Origin of the sequence: Streptomyces graminilatus (assembly GCF_001418565.1) — a bacterium.
Taxonomy (GTDB): domain Bacteria; phylum Actinomycetota; class Actinomycetes; order Streptomycetales; family Streptomycetaceae; genus Streptomyces; species Streptomyces graminilatus.
Window position 1 is genome coordinate 33,832 of the sequence record NZ_LIQQ01000004.1, and the last position, 18,786, is coordinate 52,617.

Here is an 18,786-nt window from a genome sequence, read left to right on the forward strand (position 1 = left end):
CCCAGCCCGGGCGCGCCCCTTCACCCGCACGTTCCGTACGTACCGCACGACGTACGGCGCCTCGCGTACGACTGAAGGAGTCCATGGCATGGCCCTGACATCTCTCTCCCCGCCCTCCCCCCGCACTCCACGCCGTCCACCACTCCCCACCCGAGGCCGGGCCTTCCTCCTGATCCTCCTGGCCCTGCTCACCGCGATCCCGGCCCTCGGTCTGGTCGTCACGGCGGGCGGCGACGCGGAGGCCCACGGCACCCCGATGAAGCCCGGCAGCCGTACCTTCCTGTGCTGGGAGGACGCCCTCACCAGCAGCGGTGAGATCAAGGCGATCAATCCGGCCTGCAAGACGGCCCAACAGGTCGGCGGGACAACGCCGTTCTACAACTGGTTCTCGGTGCTGCGCTCGGACGGCGCGGGCCGTACCCGGGGCTTCGTCCCGGACGGCCAGTTGTGCAGCGGCGGCAACCCCAACTTCGCCGGGTTCAACACCCCCAGCGCGGACTGGCCGTTGACCCACCTCACCTCGGGCGCCACCATCGACTTCGCGTACAACGCGTGGGCGGCGCACCCGGGTTGGTTCTATGTCTACATCACCAAGGACGGCTTCGACCCGACCAAGACGCTCACCTGGGACGCGATCGAGCCCCAGCCGTTCCTCAGTGTCGACCACCCGCCGCGCACCGGGTCCCCGGGCACGGTCGACACCAAGTACTCCTGGAGCGGCAAGCTTCCGGCGAACAAGTCCGGGCGTCACATCATCTACATGGTGTGGCAGCGCTCCGACAGCTCGGAGACCTTCTACTCCTGCTCCGACGTCGTCTTCGACGGCGGCAACGGCGAGGTGACGGGCATCAAGGACCCCGGCAACCCGCCCACCGAGCCCCCGCCCGGCGCGTGCACCGCCACCCGCCGTACGACGGGCAGTTGGAACGGCGGCTACCAGTCCGAGGTGACCGTCACCAACTCCGGGACCGTGCCCATGCTCGGCTGGATGGTCGACTGGACGCTCCCGGACGGCCTCGCGGTGGACAGTCTCTGGAGCGGCGACGCCACCTACAACGGCCAGGCGGTGATGGTCCACAACGCCGGGTGGAACGGCTCGCTCGATCCGGGCAAGAGCGCGACGTTCGGATACGTCGTCCGGGGCTCGGGCGGCGAGACGGCGACCACCCTGCCCTGCCGGGTCGGTTAGACGGGCAGGTTCAAGGCAGGGACAGGCAGCGCAATTGGGCTCAAGGCGGCTCAGCGGCTCAGGGCGGACCCGGTGGCCGAATACACACCGGGTCCGCGAGCCGGGCCGGCACGGGGGATGAGGCCCGGGTGGAGTGCGTCTGGGGAAGCGACCGACGGGGGTTGGAGACAACGTTGTCCAGCGGTCCGATCTTCACTCTATCGCTCCGCCGGACAGCGTCGTCAAACGGCTTGCCTCCCGGGCAGGAGCGGACGCGGTACCCCGCGGGTGTGACCCGCGTGCGCGTCCCCTCCGAGGTGCCCGCCCTCCCGTGGTAACGCTGGCGAGCGTCCGCCTCCCTGCCAACGCCAACGTCCACGTGTTCACCCTCGCGACCGGCTGACCGTGACTGCCTCTGGCGGGGCACACCGTCGCACGCGACCATCGACGGATGGGGCATCGGCCGAACCTGCTGGAGGAGTTCAGGTCCGAGGCACGCATCGCCTTCGCGTTCCTCGTCGAGAGCGAGGGCTTCGCCGAGCCGGAGGACCGTGACCTCGGGCTGAGGTACCGCCGCGCGGACCTGGAAGTGTGCCTGTGCTTCCATTCGGGGCGACCTGAGCCGTGCATGTGGACGCATCTGAGCCCGGTCGCGCCGGACGGCACCCGAGGATGGGGCGCGTCGCTGGACGACATCTACACCGCCACCGGCTGCGGCCCACCCCAGGACGTCCCGGGCACTGTCCACAACCGGCGCTCCCTGCTCAAGCGCGTCCACCAACACGCCGACGCCCTAAGCCGGTTGCTGCCCCGCCTCCCCGCCCGCTTCCCCGATCCCTGATCGGCGAAGCGGGCGTCGGAAGGGGGCAGCCCAGCCGGAAGTGGTCAGCCCAGCAACTCCACCTCCGCCAGGGTCGACTCGTCGTCCAGCACCAGCCGGTACCGCGCGTACGACCCCGCGAACGCCACCGAGAACGCCCGCGTCTGCCGGTCCCACCTGAACGCTTCCCCCGAACGCCGGTCCAGTGTCCGCCAGTTGGCGCCGTCCGACGACCCCTGCAACGCCCAGCCCGTCGGCGCGTCGCCCCGGGCCGCCGATGTCAGCGTGTACTGGACGGCCTTCGGGGCACCGGTGACCGGCAGGTTCACGGACGTCACCGTCGCGTTCGTCGCCGACGTGTTGTCGAACAGGGCGCCCGCGCCGGTCACCACGTCCGCCCGTGGTGTCGGCACCTCGTCGTCCTGGGTGATCGAGACCGGGGCCGCGTCCTTGGCCGTTCCCCAGGCCGAGGGCTCGGGGCCCATGTCGAACTCCAGGGTCCCGCCCCCGGAGACGACCGAGTGGGGGAGCGAAGTCGACGTCCAGGACTGCCCGTTGACCTTCAGGCCCTGCACGTACACGTTCCGTGCGCTGTTGGCCGGGGCCTTGATCACCAGATCCCGGCCGTTCTCCAGATGGACCGTGGCCTTGGTGAACAGCGGGGAGCCGATGGCGTATTCGCCGCTGCCCATGACGAGCGGGTAGAAGCCGAGCGCCGAGAACAGGTACCAGGCCGACTGCTCGCCGTTGTCCTCGTCGCCGTGGTAGCCCTGGCCGATCTCGCTGCCCGTGTAGAGCCGGGAGAGGACCTCGCGGACGTTCTTCTGTGTCTTCCAGGGCATGCCGGCCGCGTCGTACAGGTAATTCACGTGGTGGGCCACCTGGTTGGAGTGGCCGTACATGCCCATCCGGACGTCCCGGGCCTCCGTCATCTCGTGGATGACCCCGCCGTACGAGCCCACGTACTCCGGTGACGCCGTCTCCGGGGTCCCGAAGTAGTCGTCGAGCTTGTCCGCGAGACCCGCCCGGCCGCCGTACAGATTGGCCAGGCCCCGGCTGTCCTGCGGGGCGGTGAAGGCGTAACCCCAGCCGTTCGTCTCCGTGTAGTCGTAACCCCAGACACGCGGGTCGTACGCCGACGACGCCACCCGCCAGTCACCCCGCGCGTCGCGGCCCTGGAAGAACCCGGCCTCCTTGTCGAACAACCGCACATAGTCCTGGGCCCGGTTGAGGAAGTACTCGGACTCCTCCTGGTAGCGCTTCTGCCCCGTCTCCTTGTACAGCCCCTGGCCCATCCGGGCGATGCCGTAGTCGTTGAGACAGCCCTCCAGCGCCCATGACAGGCCCTCGCGCGTCTCGGTGCTCGTGTAGCCGAGGAAGGGCGAGGTCGCCATGCCCTTGCGGCCCACGCCCGACATCGGGGGCACGACGGTCGCGTTCTTCAGGGCGGCGTCGTACGCCGACTTGGCGTCGAACCCGACGCCCTTCACATAGGCGTCGGCGAACGCCACGTCCGACGAGGTGCCCGTCATCAGGTCGGCGTACCCGGGGGAGGACCACCGCGAGGTCCAGCCGCCGTCCTTGTACTGCTGCACGAAACCGTCCGCCATCACGCCCGCCTGACCGGGCGTCAGAAGTGAGTACGCCGGCCAGGTCGTCCGATACGTGTCCCAGAAGCCGTTGTTGACGTACACCCTGCCGTCCACGATCTTCGCCCCGGTGTGCGTCGGGGTGTCGGGACCCGGCATCGGGGAGAACGGAGACGCGTACTGGAACTTCGAACCGACCTTTTCGAAGCCGGAGTTGGGGTACAGATACAGCCGGTACAGGCTGGAGTGGAGAGTTGTCAGCTGGTCCTGCGTCGCCCCCTCCACCTCGACCTTCCCGAGCAGCCCGTCCCACTGCCGCTGAGCGTCGGCCCGTACGGTCTCGAAGGACGTACCGTCCGGAATCTCCTGCCGCAGGTTGGCCTTGGCCTGCTCGACGCTGATCAGCGAGGTGGCGAGCCGCAGCGTCACCACCCCGGTGGGAGCACTGAACCGCATACGGCCCTTGACCCCGGTCCACGATGCCGAGGTGACCTCCGCGTCGTCGTCGAACACCCCGTACACGAACAGGCGGGTCGCTCCTGTCGACAGCCCCGACTTCACGTCCGAGAAGCCGGTGAAGGAGCCGTTCTCCGGGTCGAGGGTCAGGCCCGCCTGGTCGGTGACATTGTCGAACAGGACGCTGGCGTCGTCGCCGGGGTAGGTGAAGCGCAGGACCGCCGCGTGGTCGGTCGGTGTCATCTCGGCCCTGACGCCGTTCTCGAACCGCACCCCGTAGTAGTAGGGCCGCGCGGTCTCGTTCTCGTGCCGGAAGGCCAGCGCCCGTGCCGTACGGCCCGTGTCCGGGGTGCCGGCGGCGGCCGACGGCATCACCTGGAAGGTCTGCCGGTCACCCATCCAGGGGCTCGGCTCATGACTCGCGCTGAACGCCTGGATCGTCGGCAGATTGTCGGCGTTGTTGGCCCGCGCGTAGTCGTACAGCCAGCTCAGCGAGCCCGCGTTGGTCACCGGAGTCCAGAAGTTGAAACCGTGCGGCACGGCCGTCGCCGGGAAGTCGTTGCCCCGCGAGAAGGCACCGCTGGAGTTGGTGCCCCGGGTCGTCACCGCATAGTCGGACAGGTGTTCCCGGGGCGGCTCGGGAGCCACCGTCCGCAACGCCACGTCGTCGATCCAGCCCCGGAACCTCGCGGGACCGGCCGGTGAGTCGTAGGCCACCAGCACCCGGTCGACCGTCCGCCCCTCCGCCACCGCCCCGATCCGCGAGGCGACATGGTTCCACTGGTTGACGTACAGCCCCTTGGCCGCGCCCTGCCCCTGCGGCGTCAGGGCGAACCCGTGCTGGTCGACCGCCGCGAGTTCACTCAGAAGGGTGCCGTCCGTGAAGGCGAGGTCCACCGACACGTTCGTGGCGTCGTAGTCGCGGTCACCGTCCGCCATCGACGGGAAGATCCGGTACGACAGTTCGGTGTCCCGGTCGACGGCCACGTCCACGTCGAACACCTTGTTGTACGAGTACGCCCGCCCGTCCGCCCGATGTGTTCCGGCGTAGCGCAGCGCCCGTTTGCCCGTGAAACCGGCGCGCGCCTTCGCGGTCGGCGATCCGCTCGGGCCGTGGTCGACGAGCGACAGCATGTCCCGGGGCACGGGTGGGTCGCCGTCGCCCGTCGAGAACTGGACATCGGCGAGCTGGGTGATGGCACCCCCGTTGTTGCCTCCGATGTCGATCCTGAAGTGCTGGTAGGTGGCGGGCGCGGCCAGGTCGTACGACCGGGTCTGGAACCGTTCGGCGAACGACTGGCCCGAGCGGCGGTCGAGGGTCCGCCAGCCCGTCGTACCGTCCGCCGAGCCCTGGAGCGTCCAGTCGGCGGGGTCGCGTTCGGCGTGGTCGTTGGCCGAGGTCAGCGCGTAGGTGACGACCCTGACCGGCTCGTCCAGGTCGAACTCCGCCCAGCCGGTCGACGCGAACGTCAGCCACTTGGTCCCCGGCTCGCCGTCGACGAGGTTCTCCTTCACCTCGCCCCCGGTGGTGTTCTCGCCGCTCGCCCGTACGTCCGTCACCTGGTCGGTCGCGTTGCCCGGGATGCCGGTGGTGTAGGCGCCGTCGGCACCCGAGGCCCGCTTCGTGCCGTCCGGCCCGGTGTCGACGGTGTTCAGCCAGTCCGGGGCCGGCTCACCCGGCTCGAACGAGGAGACGAACTCCCGGTCGGCGGCCGGTTCGGTGGCCGGGAGGGCGGTTGCCGCACCCGGTCCGCCGATCACCAGTGCGAACGTCGCAGCAATGGCCGAAAATGACCTGAACTCCCGCCCGTACCAACCTCTGTACCGAACTCCCTGCCGCATGCGAGAGCACTCTCCCTACTGCTGGACAACGTTGTCAGCTTGCTGCGCAGGAACCAGTAGGGAGTCAAGTGGTCAGTGGTGTCAAGGGTGTTGGATGTGGCATTCGGACCCAATATCGCGAATTCATCGCGCAATGGATGCCCGCGGTCCGCATATTTCCGTGAGGTCTCAACTCGGAAAAGACCCGCGGTCGACCCCGCCCTCGATCTTGCTCCTTTGACGGGAAGTGGACTATACCTGTCGGCGTCTGCCACTGTTCGCCCTGTCGACGCCCCGTCGACGACAGAGGAAACGACAGGTGCGAGGGGACCGGAAGGGTGGTTTGACGTGCTGAACGCGCGGCCCGCCGGGTATTCCCTCTGATCAGGACGCATCACGCACCAGTAGTTCCCGCACGACGCACTTCCCGCACGACGCACTTCCTGCACGACCCAGTTCGACCCGATCGCGGTGCCGGGAGGATCCGGTTCACCGCCTGAGTCCTGGAGAAGGCGAGGACTTGAGCATGGGATCCACTTCCGACGAGAGCCGCACCCCCGACCGCACGTCCGGTACCACCGACCCGACCGGCGCCACCCCCGTCAACGGTGTCGGCCGCCGCGACCTGATCAGGCGGTCCGCGGCGCTCGGTCTGGTCTCCGTCCCCGCGATGGGTTTCCTGTCCGCCTGCGCCAGCAGCGGCGGAGGCGGCGAGGACAAGGCCGCGGCGGGCGAGAAGACCGCGAAGAACCCCCTGGCGGTCAACGACAGCGTCCCGATGGAGTTCGTGCTCTTCGACGGCGGCTTCGGCAAGGAGTACGCCGAGGACGCGGTCAAGCTCTATGAGCGGGGCTTCCCCAAGGCCGGGGTCAGGTTCTCCGCCACCCAGAAGATCCAGTCCACGCTCCAGCCCCGCTTCAACCAGGGCACCCCGCCCGACCTGATCGACAACTCCGGTGCCGAGCAGATGGACATGGGCGTCCTGGCGGGCAAGAACCAGCTCGCCGACCTCACCCCACTGCTGGACGCCCCGTCCTTCGACGACCCGGACAAGAAGGTCCGTGACACCCTGCGCCCGGGCATCGTCGAGATGGGCCGGCTCGACGGCGACCCGGTGTGGATCATGTACTACGCCTACACGGTGTACGGCGTCTGGTACTCCCAGAAGGCCTTGGACTCGCTCGACGCCACCTATCCCCAGACGTGGGACGAGATGCTCGCCGTGTGCGAGAAGGCCAGGAAAAAGGGCATCGCGGGCTGGACCTACGCGGGCAAGTACCCGTACTACCTGCCCTTCTCGCTCTACGCGATGATCGGCAAGGTCGGCGGGGTCGAGGTCCTCGACGCGATCGACAACCTGGAGCCCAACGCCTGGAGGAACCCGGCCGTCAAGGCCTGTTTCGAGGCGTACTACGAGCTCTACAAGAAGGGGTACGTCCTCAAGGGCACCCCGGGCCTGGATCACATCCAGTCGCAGACCGCGTGGGCCAAGGGCAAGGCGCTGTTCATCCCGAACGGCTCATGGGTGGAGAACGAGTCGGCGAACGTCATCCCCGCCGACTTCGACCTCGCCGTCTCCGCGCCGACCGGCATCGACAGCTCCGACAAGCTGCCGTTCGGCACGATCTGGGCCTCCGGCGGTGAGCCGTTCATCGTCCCGGCCAAGGCGAGGAACACCCCGGGCGGCATGGAGCAACTGCGCATCATGCTCAGTGAGGCCTCCTCGAAGAACTTCACCACCAAGGTCAAGTCGCTGACCGCGTACAACGGCGGGACCGAGGGCATCACCCTCACCCCGGGCCTCAAGTCGGGTGTGGCGGCGCTGGCGAAGGCCGGCGACAACGTCGTCAACCCGCGTCTTCAGGACTGGTACGTACAGCTTCAGAAGGAGAAGATCGGGGTGTCGGGGCTCGGCGAGATGATGGCCGGACGGCTCACCCCGGCCGAGGCCATCAAGAAGATCCAGGGTTATGCCGACGAGACCGCGAAGGACCCGTCGATCAAGCACTACAAGCACCAGTGACCGAAGCGTCCAAGAGCTGATCGAGGGCTGATCAAGAGTTGATGGTGTGTCATCGGCGGCGGCACCCGCGCACGGAACGGGGTCTGTGGTAATGCAGCACGGCAAGTACCGTTTCATCATCGGATTTCTGGCGGTCCCTCTCGGGCTGTACGCGCTTTTCGTCATCTGGCCGTTCATCCAGTCCATCTATTACTCGTTCACGGACTGGACCGGACTGAGCCCGGAATTCAAGATGGTGGGCTTCGCCAACTACGAGAGGATGTTCGACGACGACATCTTCTGGAAGTCCCTGCGGCACAGCCTCCTGTTCGCGCTGGTGCTGCCGCTGGTGACGATCGGCCTGGCACTGTTCTTCGCCTTCATGATCAATGTGGGCGGACGGCGGCGCCGCGGCGGACCGGTGATTTCCGGGGTGCGCGGCTCCTCGTTCTACAAAATCGTCTATTTCTTCCCGCAGGTGCTGTCGATCGCGATCGTCGCGCTGCTGTTCGCCTTCGCGTACAACCCGGAGAGCGGCGCGATCAACTCGCTGCTGCGGGGTATCGGGCTCGGCAGTGTCCAGCCGCTGTGGCTGGGCGACCCGGATCTCGCCCTGTGGTGCGTGATGGCGGTTCTGGTCTGGTCGACGGTCGGCTTCTTCGTGGTGCTGTTCTCCGCGGGCATGGCGTCCATCCCGGCGGACCTCTACGAGGCCGCGCTGCTCGACGGCGCGGGCCGGGCGGCCACGTTCTTCCGGATCACCCTGCCGCTGCTGTGGGACACCGTGCAGTCCGGCTGGGTCTACATGGGCATCCTCGCGCTGGGCGCCGAGGCGTTCGCGGTCGTCCAGATCATGACGACCGGGCCCGGCGGCCCGGACTACTCGACGACCGTCATGGTCCTTTACGTCTACCAGAAGGCCTTCCGCGACGGTCAGGCCGCCTACGCAACCACCATCGGAGTCGCCCTGCTCGTCGTCACGCTGGCCTTCGCGGCCCTCGTGATGCGGCTGGGCCGGCGCGAGCGGCTGGAGTACTGACACCTATGACGACGACCGACAGCACACCGCCGGACACGGTTCGCCAGCCGGACGGAGGGCCCGTTCGCAAGACGGAAGTGCCCGCGAAGGGCGGCCGGGAGAAGCGTGAGGGCGGGGTTCTCAACGTCTTCTCGCACGGCATGCTCGTCCTGTGGGCGTTCATGGTCGTGATGCCGCTGCTGTGGGCGGTGATGACGTCCTTCAAGGACGACAACGCGATCTTCAGCTCACCCTGGTCCCTGCCGGACAAGCTGCACTTCGACAACTGGGCGCGGGCCTGGACCGACGCCAACATGAGCGACTACTTCCTCAACACCGTTCTGGTGGTGGGCGGTTCACTCATCGGCACCCTGGTGCTGGGCTCGATGGCGGCGTATGTCCTGGCCCGCTTCGACTTCCCGGGCAACCGGTTCATCTACTTCCTGTTCATCGGCGGCATGAGCTTCCCGATCATGCTGGCCCTGGTCCCGCTGTTCTACGTCGTGAACAACATGGGCCTGCTGAACACGATCCACGGGCTGATCCTGGTCTACGTCGCCTACTCGCTGCCGTTCACGGTCTTCTTCCTGACCGCGTTCTTCCGGACCCTGCCGACGTCGGTGGCGGAGGCGGCCTTCGTCGACGGTGCCTCGCACTCCCGGACCTTCTTCCAGATCATGCTGCCCATGGCCAAGCCCGGACTGATCAGTGTGGGCATCTTCAACTTCCTCGGCCAGTGGAACCAGTACATGCTGCCGACGGTGCTCAACACCGACCCCGACAAACGGGTCCTCACCCAGGGGCTGGTGCAGCTCGCCGCCGCCCAGGGCTACAAGGGCGACTGGTCGGGTCTCTTCGCGGGTCTGGTGATGGCGATGCTGCCGGTACTGGCCGCATACATCATTTTCCAGCGCCAGGTGGTGACGGGTCTCACGGCCGGTGCTCTGAAGTAACCGGAATCATTCGTTCAGCCGCCGTACGCGCGCGTGCACACCGCAAAACGTGCATGCGCGCCGCTATGTGTACAAGCCCCTGAATGTAGTTCAACCTCTTGACGGGAGGTGACCCGAACGGCTCAGCTTAGAGTTCACTAGTTGGACATAGACGGGGCCTCATCGATGCGGCCCCGTGCGCGGGAGGTCGTCGTGGAGACTCCAGGGTCGCAGTCGTCACTGCACCGAGCCAACCTGGAGCGGGTCGTACGGGCCGTGCGCCTCGCCGGGTCCCTCACGCAGGCCGAGATCGCCAGGACCACCGGTCTGTCCGCGGCCACGGTGTCCAACATCGTCCGTGAGCTGAAGGACGGCGGAACGGTCGAGGTCACGCCCACCTCGGCGGGCGGCCGAAGGGCCCGCGCCGTGTCGCTGAGCGGGGACGCCGGCATCGTGATCGGCATCGACTTCGGCCACACGCACCTGCGGGTCGCGATCGGCAACCTCGCCCACCAGGTGCTGGCCGAGGAGTCCGAGCCGCTGGACGTGGACGCCTCCGCCGCGCAGGGCTTCGACCGGGCAGAAGAGCTGGTCAATCGCCTGATCGCAGCAACGGGCGTCGACCAGTCCAAGATCGCCGGAGTGGGCCTGGGCGTACCCGGCCCGATCGATGTGGAGTCGGGCACCCTGGGCTCCAGCGCGATCCTGCCGGGCTGGACCGGCACCAGGCCCGGCGAGGAGATGCGCGGGCGCCTGGGCGTGCCGGTGCACGTCGACAACGACGCCAACCTCGGCGCCCTCGGTGAGCTGGTCTGGGGGAGCGGCCGGGGGGTGCGTGATCTTGCATACATCAAGGTGGCCAGCGGTGTCGGGTCCGGACTGGTGATAGACGGCAAGATCTACCGTGGTCCGGGTGGCACAGCGGGAGAAATCGGGCATATTACTCTTGATGAATCCGGACCGGTCTGCCGCTGCGGAAACCGGGGCTGTCTGGAGACCTTCGCGGCGGCGCGCTATGTGCTGCCGCTGCTCCAGTCCAGCCACGGAACCGACCTGACCATGGAAGGTGTGGTGCGGCTGGCGAGGGACGGTGACCCTGGCTGTCGTCGCGTGATCGCCGACGTCGGCCGTCACATCGGCAGTGGAGTCGCCAATCTTTGCAATCTACTGAACCCGAGCAGAGTGGTCCTCGGTGGTGATCTCGCCGAGGCCGGCGAGCTGGTGCTCGGTCCCATAAGAGAGTCTGTCGGCCGCTATGCGATCCCCAGTGCGGCACGTCAACTGTCCGTTCTTCCAGGGGCACTTGGAGGCCGTGCGGAGGTGCTCGGAGCGCTCGCTCTCGCATTGAGCGAAATGGGCGATTCGACCCTTCTGGACGGCACGCTGACCTCGGCGACTCCTGCCTTCACCTAGAGAACGAACAACGCCGTTGCCAACCCGTTAAGGATTTACTTCTTGACGTCGCACGTGTGGCCGAGTTGACTTCCAGCCACCTCGGTCGCAGCGTTGCGGCCCTGTCAGGGAGGCACCACCAAAATGAACGCCATGATGCGTAGAGTCGTGATCGGTACCACTGCGGTTTCCATGGCCCTTGCCGTGGCCGCCTGTGGCAAGGCCGGCGACAACAAGTCCAGCAGCGGTGAGAAGACCACCTCGGGCGGCGGCAACAAGACCATCGGTCTGCTGCTCCCCGACAGCGTGACCGCGCGGTACGAGAAGTTCGACAAGCCGTTCTTCGAGCAGAAGGTCAAGGAGCTGTGCTCCGACTGCACGGTCGAGTACGCGAACGCCGCCGGTGACGCCGCCAAGCAGGCCCAGCAGGTCAGCAGCATGATCACCAAGGGCGTCAAGGTCATCGTGATCAGCGCCCAGGACTCCGCCGCCATCAAGTCCTCGATCCAGACGGCGGTGAACAAGGGCATCAAGGTCGTCGCGTACGACCGTCTGGCCCAGGGCCCGGTCTCCGCGTACGTCTCCTTCGACAACGTCAAGGTCGGCCAGCTCCAGGGCGAGGCACTGCTCACCGCCCTCGGCCCCAAGGCGACCCCGAAGTCCAAGATCGTCATGATCAACGGTGACGACGCCGACCCGAACGCCGGTCAGTTCAAGGCGGGCGCGCACAAGGCCCTCGACGGCAAGGTCGACATCGCCTACGAGCAGTCCGGCCTGTGGAAGGACACCGTCGCCGCGCAGAAGGTGTCGGCCGCCATCACGCAGCTCGGTGCCAAGAACATCGCGGGCGTCTACTCCGCCAACGACGGCATGGCCGGTGGTATCGCCAACACGCTCAAGGGCGCGGGCATCAGCGGTATCCCGCTGACCGGCCAGGACGCGGAGCTCGCGGGCATCCAGCGCATCGTCGCCGGCACCCAGTCCAGCACCGTCTACAAGGCGTTCAAGCCCGAGGCCGACGCCGCCGCCCAGCTCGCGGTCAACCTCCTGGACGGCAAGAGCATCGACTCTCTCGCCACCACCACGCTGACCAGCGGCTCCGGCGACAAGGTCCCCTCGCAGCTCCTGGTCCCCGTGTCGGTCACCAAGGCCAACATCAAGGACACGGTCGTCAAGGACGGGCTCTACACCGTCGCCGAGATCTGCACCCCTGAGTTCGCCGCCGCCTGCAAGAGCGCCGGTCTCAGCTAACCGGTAGGCGTACCAGCACCGCCGGCCCCCGGGTGGGCGCTCTACACCGAGCGCCCACCCGGACCAGCCGCCCGGCGGTCCCGCGAAACCTGCCCGACGCCCGTTCCGGCCTTCATACCCCGCTGCCGGAGCGGGCGTCGGGCGGAACCGTTGCCTTCCGCGGCGGATTCGCGCAAGTTCTTCTTGTAAACAATCGTGCATTGCGCACACCACTCCGCGCCTTACCCAAGCGCGGTATCCCCGCCGGTCAGGCGGCGAAGGAGATGGTTCACGTGTCCGCTACGCCCGTGTTGGCGTTGCGCGGAGTCTCCAAGCGGTTCGGTGCGGTCCAGGCCCTCACCGACGTAGAGCTGGAGGTCCACCCCGGAGAAGTCGTCGCCCTGGTGGGCGACAACGGCGCAGGAAAGTCGACCCTGGTCAAGACGATCGCGGGCGTTCACCCCATCGATGAAGGTGTCATCGAGTGGGAGGGCAAGCCGGTCAGCATCAACAGGCCGCACGACGCCCAGGGACTCGGCGTCGCGACCGTCTATCAGGACCTCGCCCTGTGCGACAACCTCGATGTGGTCGGCAACCTCTACCTCGGGCGCGAGCTGCTGCACCGAGGTGTCATCGACGAGGTGTCGATGGAGAAGAACGCCCGTGAACTGCTGAGCACGCTCTCCATCCGCATCCCGAGTGTGCGCATCCCGATCGCCAGCCTCTCCGGCGGCCAGCGCCAGGTCGTCGCCATCGCGCGTGCCCTGATCGGTGACCCCAAGGTCGTCATCCTCGACGAGCCCACCGCCGCCCTCGGCGTCGAGCAGACCGCGCAGGTCCTCGACCTCGTCGAGCGGCTGCGCGAGCGCAACCTGGGCGTCATCCTCATCAGCCACAACATGGCCGACGTCAAGGCCGTGGCGGACACCGTCCACGTCCTGCGCCTCGGCAAGAACAACGGCTCCTTCCCCGTGAAGACCACGAGCCACGAAGAGATCATCGCCGCGATCACCGGAGCCACGGACAACGCCGTGACCCGTCGTGCGGGGCGTCGCGACGCGGAGGCGGCAAAGTGAGCGACACGTCCAAGACCGTGCAGCCGGACCCCGGCTCGGAGCACCAGAACACGGTGGCGCCCTCCGACGACCCCACCGCCGCGCCGGTGACCGTCGTCGACCCGCGCCTGCTGATCCGTGACGAGGGCCTCAAGGGCTACGTCACCGAGTTCAAGCGCAAGGTGAAGGGCGGTGAGCTGGGCTCGCTGCCGGTCGTCATCGGCCTGATCGTCATCTGGACGATCTTCCAGCTCCAGAATGACCGCTTCCTCAGCGCCGACAACCTCTCCAACATCAGCTACTACATGTCGGCCACCGGCATGCTCGCCATCGGCCTGGTGTTCGTACTGCTGCTCGGCGAGATCGACCTCTCCGTCGGCTCGGTCAGCGGTCTGGCGTCCACCGTATTCGCCGTCTTCGTGGTCACCCACGGGATGAACGGCTGGCTGGCGCTGTTCCTGGCCGTCCTGACCGGCATCGGTATCGGCGCGCTGCAGGGCTGGTTCTTCGCCAGGATCGGTGTACCCGCGTTCGTCGTGACACTGGCCGGCTTCCTCGGCTGGAACGGCCTGATGCTGTGGCTGCTCGGCACGAGCGGCACGATCAACATCCCCGCCGACCAGGGCCCGATCAAGCTGCTCGGCCAGAGCTCCTTCTTCATGGACCAGGCCATCATCGGCGCCTACCTGCTGGCCGCCCTCGGTGTCCTGTCGATGCTCGTCGGCTCCTTCGGCGAACAGCGCCGGCGCAAGGCCGCCGGGGTGCCGTTCCGGCCCACCAGCGAGATCCTCCTGCGGGTCGGCGCGCTCGCCGTGGCGTCGTTCGCCGCCGCGGCCGTGCTGAACAACGCGTCCGGTGTCTCCAACGCCCTGGTGATCTTCCTCGCGGCGCTGGTGATCGTGGACTTCGTGCTGCGTCGTACGACGTACGGCCGCAAGGTCTTCGCGGTCGGCGGCGGCATCGAGGCGGCCCGCCGCGCCGGTATCAACGTGCCGATGGTCCGTATCACCGTGTTCGCCATCTCCGGCGGGTTCGCGGCGATCGGCGGTATGTTCTTCGCCGGTCAGACGGCGAGCGCCACGCTGAACGCGGGTGGCGGCAACACGCTGATGCTCGCCATCGCGGCGGCCGTCATCGGTGGCACCAGCCTCTTCGGCGGCCGGGGCACTGTGTGGTCCGCGCTGCTGGGTATGTTGGTGATCCAGTCGATCCAGACGGGTCTGGACCTGCTCAACATGAACACGTCGATCCAGTACATGATCACCGGTGCGGTTCTGCTCGGTGCGGTTGTCATCGACTCGGTGTCGCGCAAGAGCCAGAAGGCTGCTGGGCGCGCGTGATCTCGCCGAGGGGTGCGGTGGTTCTTACGGTGCCGGTCCGTTGTGGCTGGTCGCGCAGTTCCCCGCGCCCCTGAAAGGCGCCTTCGGCGGCCTTTCGTACATATGTGCCCGGTGTCCGCAGTGCGGCGCCGGGCACAGGTGCGTCATAGAACCGGAGCTTTCTGGGTACGGCCGATCGCGTGACGTATGACCTGGAGGCCGGGCGTAGGTCGCGAAGGCGGAACACTAGACTCGACACGCCCGGCGAAAGCTCGATCAGCTCTACTGCAAGGAGGCACGGGTGCCGCTGCTGACCCGCATCACGGGACCGCGCGATCTTGACCGGCTCAGCCTGGAGCAGCTCGACCGGCTGGCCGAGGAGATCCGGACCTTCCTCGTCGACGCGGTCTCCAAGACCGGCGGCCACCTCGGCCCCAACCTCGGAGTCGTCGAGCTGACCATCGCGCTGCACAGGGTCTTCGACTCGCCGAAGGACAAGGTGCTGTGGGACACCGGCCACCAGTCCTACGTCCACAAGCTGCTCACCGGCCGTCAGGACTTCTCGAAGCTGAAGATGAAGGGCGGTCTGTCGGGCTACCCCTCGCAGGCCGAGTCCGAGCACGACGTCATCGAGAACTCGCACGCCTCGACGGTCCTCGGCTGGGCCGACGGCATCGCGAAGGCCAACCAGGTGATGAACCGCGACGACCATCACGTGGTCGCAGTCATCGGTGACGGCGCGCTCACCGGCGGGATGGCCTGGGAGGCGCTGAACAACATCGCCGACGCCAAGGACCGCCCGCTGGTCATCGTCGTCAACGACAACGAACGTTCGTACGCGCCCACCATCGGCGGCCTCGCCAACCACCTGGCCACCCTGCGCACGACCGACGGCTACGAGCGGTTCCTCGCCAAGGGCAAGGACCTGCTGGAGCGCACCCCGGTCGTCGGCAAGCCGCTGTACGAGACGCTGCACGGCGCCAAGAAGGGCCTCAAGGACTTCATCGCCCCGCAGGGCATGTTCGAGGACCTCGGCCTCAAGTATGTCGGCCCGATCGACGGCCACGACATCGAGGCCCTGGAGTCCGCGCTGACCCGCGCCAAGCGCTTCGGCGGCCCGGTCATCGTGCACTGCCTCACCGAGAAGGGCCGCGGCTACCAGCCCGCCCTCCAGGACGAGGCCGACCGCTTCCACGGCATCGGGCCCATCCACCCCGACACGGGCCTGCCGGTCAAGGCCTCGGGCGCCGACTGGACCTCCGTATTCGGCGACGAGATGGTCGAACTGGGCCGGGAACGCGAGGACATCGTCGCCATCACGGCCGCGATGCTCCAGCCCGTCGGCCTCAAGAAGTTCGCGGACGCCTTCCCGGACCGCATCTACGACGTCGGCATCGCCGAGCAGCACGGCGCCGTCTCGGCGGCCGGGCTCGCCACCGGGGGAGTGCACCCCGTCTTCGCGGTGTACGCCACCTTCCTGAACCGGGCCTTCGACCAGGTCCTCATGGACGTGGCGCTGCACAAGTGCGGTGTGACGTTCGTCCTCGACCGGGCCGGCGTCACCGGCACCGACGGGGCCTCCCACAACGGTATGTGGGACATGTCGATCCTCCAGGTCGTCCCCGGTCTCAGGCTCGCTGCCCCGCGCGACGCCGACCAGGTGCGCGCGCAGCTCCGCGAGGCCGTCGCGGTCGACGACGCGCCGACCGTCGTCCGCTTCTCCAAGGGCGCCGTCGGTCCCGCCGTACCCGCCGTGGGACGCGTCGGCGGCATGGACGTGCTGCGCGAGCCCGGCACCAGCACTCCGGACGTGCTCCTCGTCTCCGTGGGCGCGCTGGCGCCCATGTGCCTGGAGATCGCCGGACTCCTCGAACAGCAGGGCATCTCCACGACGGTTGTCGACCCGCGCTGGGTCAAGCCGGTCGACGAGGCCATGGCGCCGCTCGCCGAACGGCACCGCGTCGTCGTCACCGTGGAGGACAACTCCCGGGTGGGCGGCGTCGGTTCGGCCGTCGCGCAGGCCCTGCGGGACGCCGGGGTCGACGTGCCGCTGCGTGACTTCGGTATCCCGCCGCGTTTCCTCGACCACGCCTCCCGGGCCGAGGTCATGGCGGAGATCGGTCTGACGGCACCGGACATCGCCCGCCAGGTCACCGGGCTGGTCTCGAAGATCGACGGACGGTTCGAGCAGTCGGAGGTCGACGCGGTGGAGCCCGCCCGCGACTGACCAAGGACGAGCCGCGATGGGCGGGTCTTCTTACTCTTCAGGGTAAGAAGACCCGCCCATCGGCTCGTCGGCGGCACGCTCGGCTGCGTTTCCCGCGCGCCGGTCGTTCCGCACCGAACGCGGCCCGGTCACCTCGGCGCCCAGCTCCGCGACCCTGCGCCGCAGTTCACGGTCGGCGGTGACGACGAGGCGCTCCCGGTCCCCGAACTCGGCGACCAGCTCGACCATCCGGTCGTCCCCGCTGCCGGATGCGGACACGACCCGTACGCCCGGCACCGAGTCGATCCCACGGGCCGCGCCCTCGACGACCAGCACGATCTCCACGGGCCCCGCCCGCCCCGCCAACCCGCCCTCCGCGTACGCCGACAGCCGGTCCCGCAGCCGCTCCGCCGCCCCGCGCCGGTCCCGCCACCAGCCGTCGGGCACCGAGCCGACGACATTCGCGGCGTCGACGATCACGAGGAGAGGGGTGTCCATGAGGTTCAGCGTCCCACGCGGCACCGGAACCACGGGTACCGGATGAGGGGGCCGGGGGGCGTGGCAAAGGTAAGAGCACACTAAAGTAGCCCAGTGCCCATTGTTCCTCCATCCGCGCCCACGGCCGCGGAGCCTTCGGAATCGGTCAACGGCGACTGGCTCATACGGGGTCGCGACGGCCGGCTCAGCGCGTACGACGCCGTGGGAGACGGGATCGTCTGCCGCGCGGAGTCCCGGCCCGGCGGCCCTTGGCTCGATCCCCGGCGCATCGGCGGCGACCAGCGCGTGCACCCCACGCTCGGGGTCGGCCAAGGCGCCGACGAATACGCCCACTTGGCGACCTGGCGCCCCACGGTGAAGGGAGAGGCGGGCCTCGTCCACACGACGCACTTCCGCCCCGCCCTCGCCGCCCTCGACTGGACGCCGCTCGGCCATCCGGACCAGAAGGGCGACTGTACGGGCGTACCGGCGGTCGCCGTCGACGCGGAGGGCCGCGCCCATGTGTTCGTACGGAACGCCGTGGGCGGTGTCAGCATGCGCGGCCAGAAGGAACGCGGCGGGTGGGGGCCCTGGCGCGACCTCAAGGGTGAGGACGTGGAAGAGCAGTTGACGGCGGTCACGCGGGTCTCCGGACGCGTGGAGCTGTACGGCAACTCGCCCCACGGCATCCTGCGTTGGACGCAGGGCGGCCCCGGCTGGATCCCGGAACTGGACGAGAGCCCGCTGAAGGCGACGGCCCGTCAGGGCAGCCTGCGGGCGCTGGTCACGTCCGACGAGCACGTGACGCTGTTCTACACGGACGACACGGACACCGTGTGCGCGTGGCGCCACGGCAGCGATCCGGTCGAACTGCTCCCGGGCGCCGGTCCCGGTCCGGTGTCGGTGATCCGCTGCACTCTGGACGAGGTCGACTGCACGTTGCTCGCGCAGCGCTCGGCGAGCGGTCGGGTGGCGTTCGCGGCGTATCCGACGGAGCAGGAGTCGGCGGGGGCGTGGTGGACCGAGTCGGGGCCCCAACTGCCGCTGGACGCACGGGTGTCGCTGGCGAAGGACGCGGACGGCAGGGTGATCGCGGCGACGGTCGTGCCGGGAGGCGGAGAGCTGAGGGTGGCTCGGCGCAAACGGGAACCGGGCTTGGCCCTGGAGGCATGGGAGGCGGTGTAGGGCTTTTTCTCGCCCCCGCCGCCCTTACCCTTCCCGTCCCTCGGGGGCTCCGCCCCCGAACCCCCGTTCGCGCTGAACGCGCTCGTCCTCAAACGCCGGACGGGCTGAAGGTGCCG

The 18,786-nt window shown here is 68.2% G+C and carries 12 protein-coding genes and 1 pseudogene; 11 read left to right on the forward strand and 2 right to left on the reverse strand.

Going from position 1 to position 18,786, the window contains the following annotated elements; all coding sequences use genetic code 11:
* The first annotated feature begins 88 nt into the window (after positions 1-88).
* Together AOK08_RS00265 and AOK08_RS00270 are read left to right on the forward strand one after the other, a co-directional pair.
* A complete protein-coding gene (locus tag AOK08_RS00265; RefSeq protein ID WP_055522426.1) occupies positions 89-1,189 on the forward strand; it encodes a lytic polysaccharide monooxygenase auxiliary activity family 9 protein in 1,101 nt (366 codons plus the stop codon).
* Positions 1,190-1,619: 430 nt separating this feature from the next.
* A complete protein-coding gene (locus AOK08_RS00270; RefSeq protein ID WP_055522428.1) occupies positions 1,620-2,009 on the forward strand; it encodes a hypothetical protein in 390 nt (129 codons plus the stop codon).
* A gap of 44 nt (positions 2,010-2,053) precedes the next feature.
* Here AOK08_RS00270 and AOK08_RS00275 read toward each other — a convergent pair whose 3' ends face one another.
* Complete coding sequence (locus AOK08_RS00275) at positions 2,054-5,875, reverse strand: GH92 family glycosyl hydrolase (RefSeq protein ID WP_055522429.1); 3,822 nt, start codon at positions 5,873-5,875, stop codon at positions 2,054-2,056.
* A gap of 505 nt (positions 5,876-6,380) precedes the next feature.
* Between AOK08_RS00275 and ngcE the strand changes: the two genes are divergently transcribed.
* The 8 genes from ngcE (at position 6,381) to dxs (ending at position 17,029) form a co-directional block, all read left to right on the forward strand.
* The gene (gene ngcE, locus AOK08_RS00280) at positions 6,381-7,877 is read left to right on the forward strand and encodes an N-acetylglucosamine/diacetylchitobiose ABC transporter substrate-binding protein (RefSeq protein WP_241826739.1); all 1,497 of its coding nucleotides are present in this window, start codon (positions 6,381-6,383) and stop codon (positions 7,875-7,877) included.
* Positions 7,878-7,968: 91 nt separating this feature from the next.
* The gene (locus tag AOK08_RS00285; RefSeq protein ID WP_055522431.1) at positions 7,969-8,895 is read left to right on the forward strand and encodes a carbohydrate ABC transporter permease; all 927 of its coding nucleotides are present in this window, start codon (positions 7,969-7,971) and stop codon (positions 8,893-8,895) included.
* Positions 8,896-8,900: 5 nt separating this feature from the next.
* Positions 8,901-9,827 carry a carbohydrate ABC transporter permease gene (locus AOK08_RS00290; protein WP_055522432.1) on the forward strand — a complete coding sequence of 309 codons (927 nt, stop codon included), beginning with the start codon at positions 8,901-8,903 and terminating at the stop codon, positions 9,825-9,827.
* Positions 9,828-10,019: 192 nt separating this feature from the next.
* Entirely contained in the window at positions 10,020-11,219 is a 1,200-nt protein-coding gene (locus tag AOK08_RS00295) for an ROK family transcriptional regulator (protein ID WP_055522434.1), read from the forward strand.
* Between the two features lie 123 nt (positions 11,220-11,342).
* Positions 11,343-12,449: a sugar ABC transporter substrate-binding protein gene (locus AOK08_RS00300; RefSeq protein WP_422125711.1), complete on the forward strand. Its 1,107-nt coding sequence runs from the start codon at positions 11,343-11,345 to the stop codon at positions 12,447-12,449.
* Positions 12,450-12,712: 263 nt separating this feature from the next.
* On the forward strand, positions 12,713-13,504 hold the full coding sequence (locus tag AOK08_RS00305) for an ATP-binding cassette domain-containing protein (protein WP_079053718.1): 792 nt from the start codon (positions 12,713-12,715) through the stop codon (positions 13,502-13,504).
* Positions 13,501-14,823 carry a sugar ABC transporter permease gene (locus AOK08_RS00310; RefSeq protein WP_055522438.1) on the forward strand — a complete coding sequence of 441 codons (1,323 nt, stop codon included), beginning with the start codon at positions 13,501-13,503 and terminating at the stop codon, positions 14,821-14,823. Before AOK08_RS00305 ends, AOK08_RS00310 begins: the two co-directional genes overlap by 4 nt.
* Before the next feature lie 280 nt (positions 14,824-15,103).
* Positions 15,104-17,029, forward strand: coding sequence for a 1-deoxy-D-xylulose-5-phosphate synthase (gene dxs / locus AOK08_RS00315; protein WP_055522440.1), 1,926 nt, complete (start codon positions 15,104-15,106; stop codon positions 17,027-17,029).
* A gap of 108 nt (positions 17,030-17,137) precedes the next feature.
* Here dxs and AOK08_RS00320 read toward each other — a convergent pair.
* A pseudogene (locus tag AOK08_RS00320) lies at positions 17,138-17,506 on the reverse strand (PIN domain-containing protein); the annotation flags it as partial.
* Positions 17,507-17,599: 93 nt separating this feature from the next.
* On the opposite strand from AOK08_RS00320, the gene AOK08_RS00325 reads away from it, so the two are divergent.
* Positions 17,600-18,670: a PLL family lectin gene (locus AOK08_RS00325; RefSeq protein ID WP_079053719.1), complete on the forward strand. Its 1,071-nt coding sequence runs from the start codon at positions 17,600-17,602 to the stop codon at positions 18,668-18,670.
* The last annotated feature ends 116 nt before the right edge of the window (positions 18,671-18,786 follow it).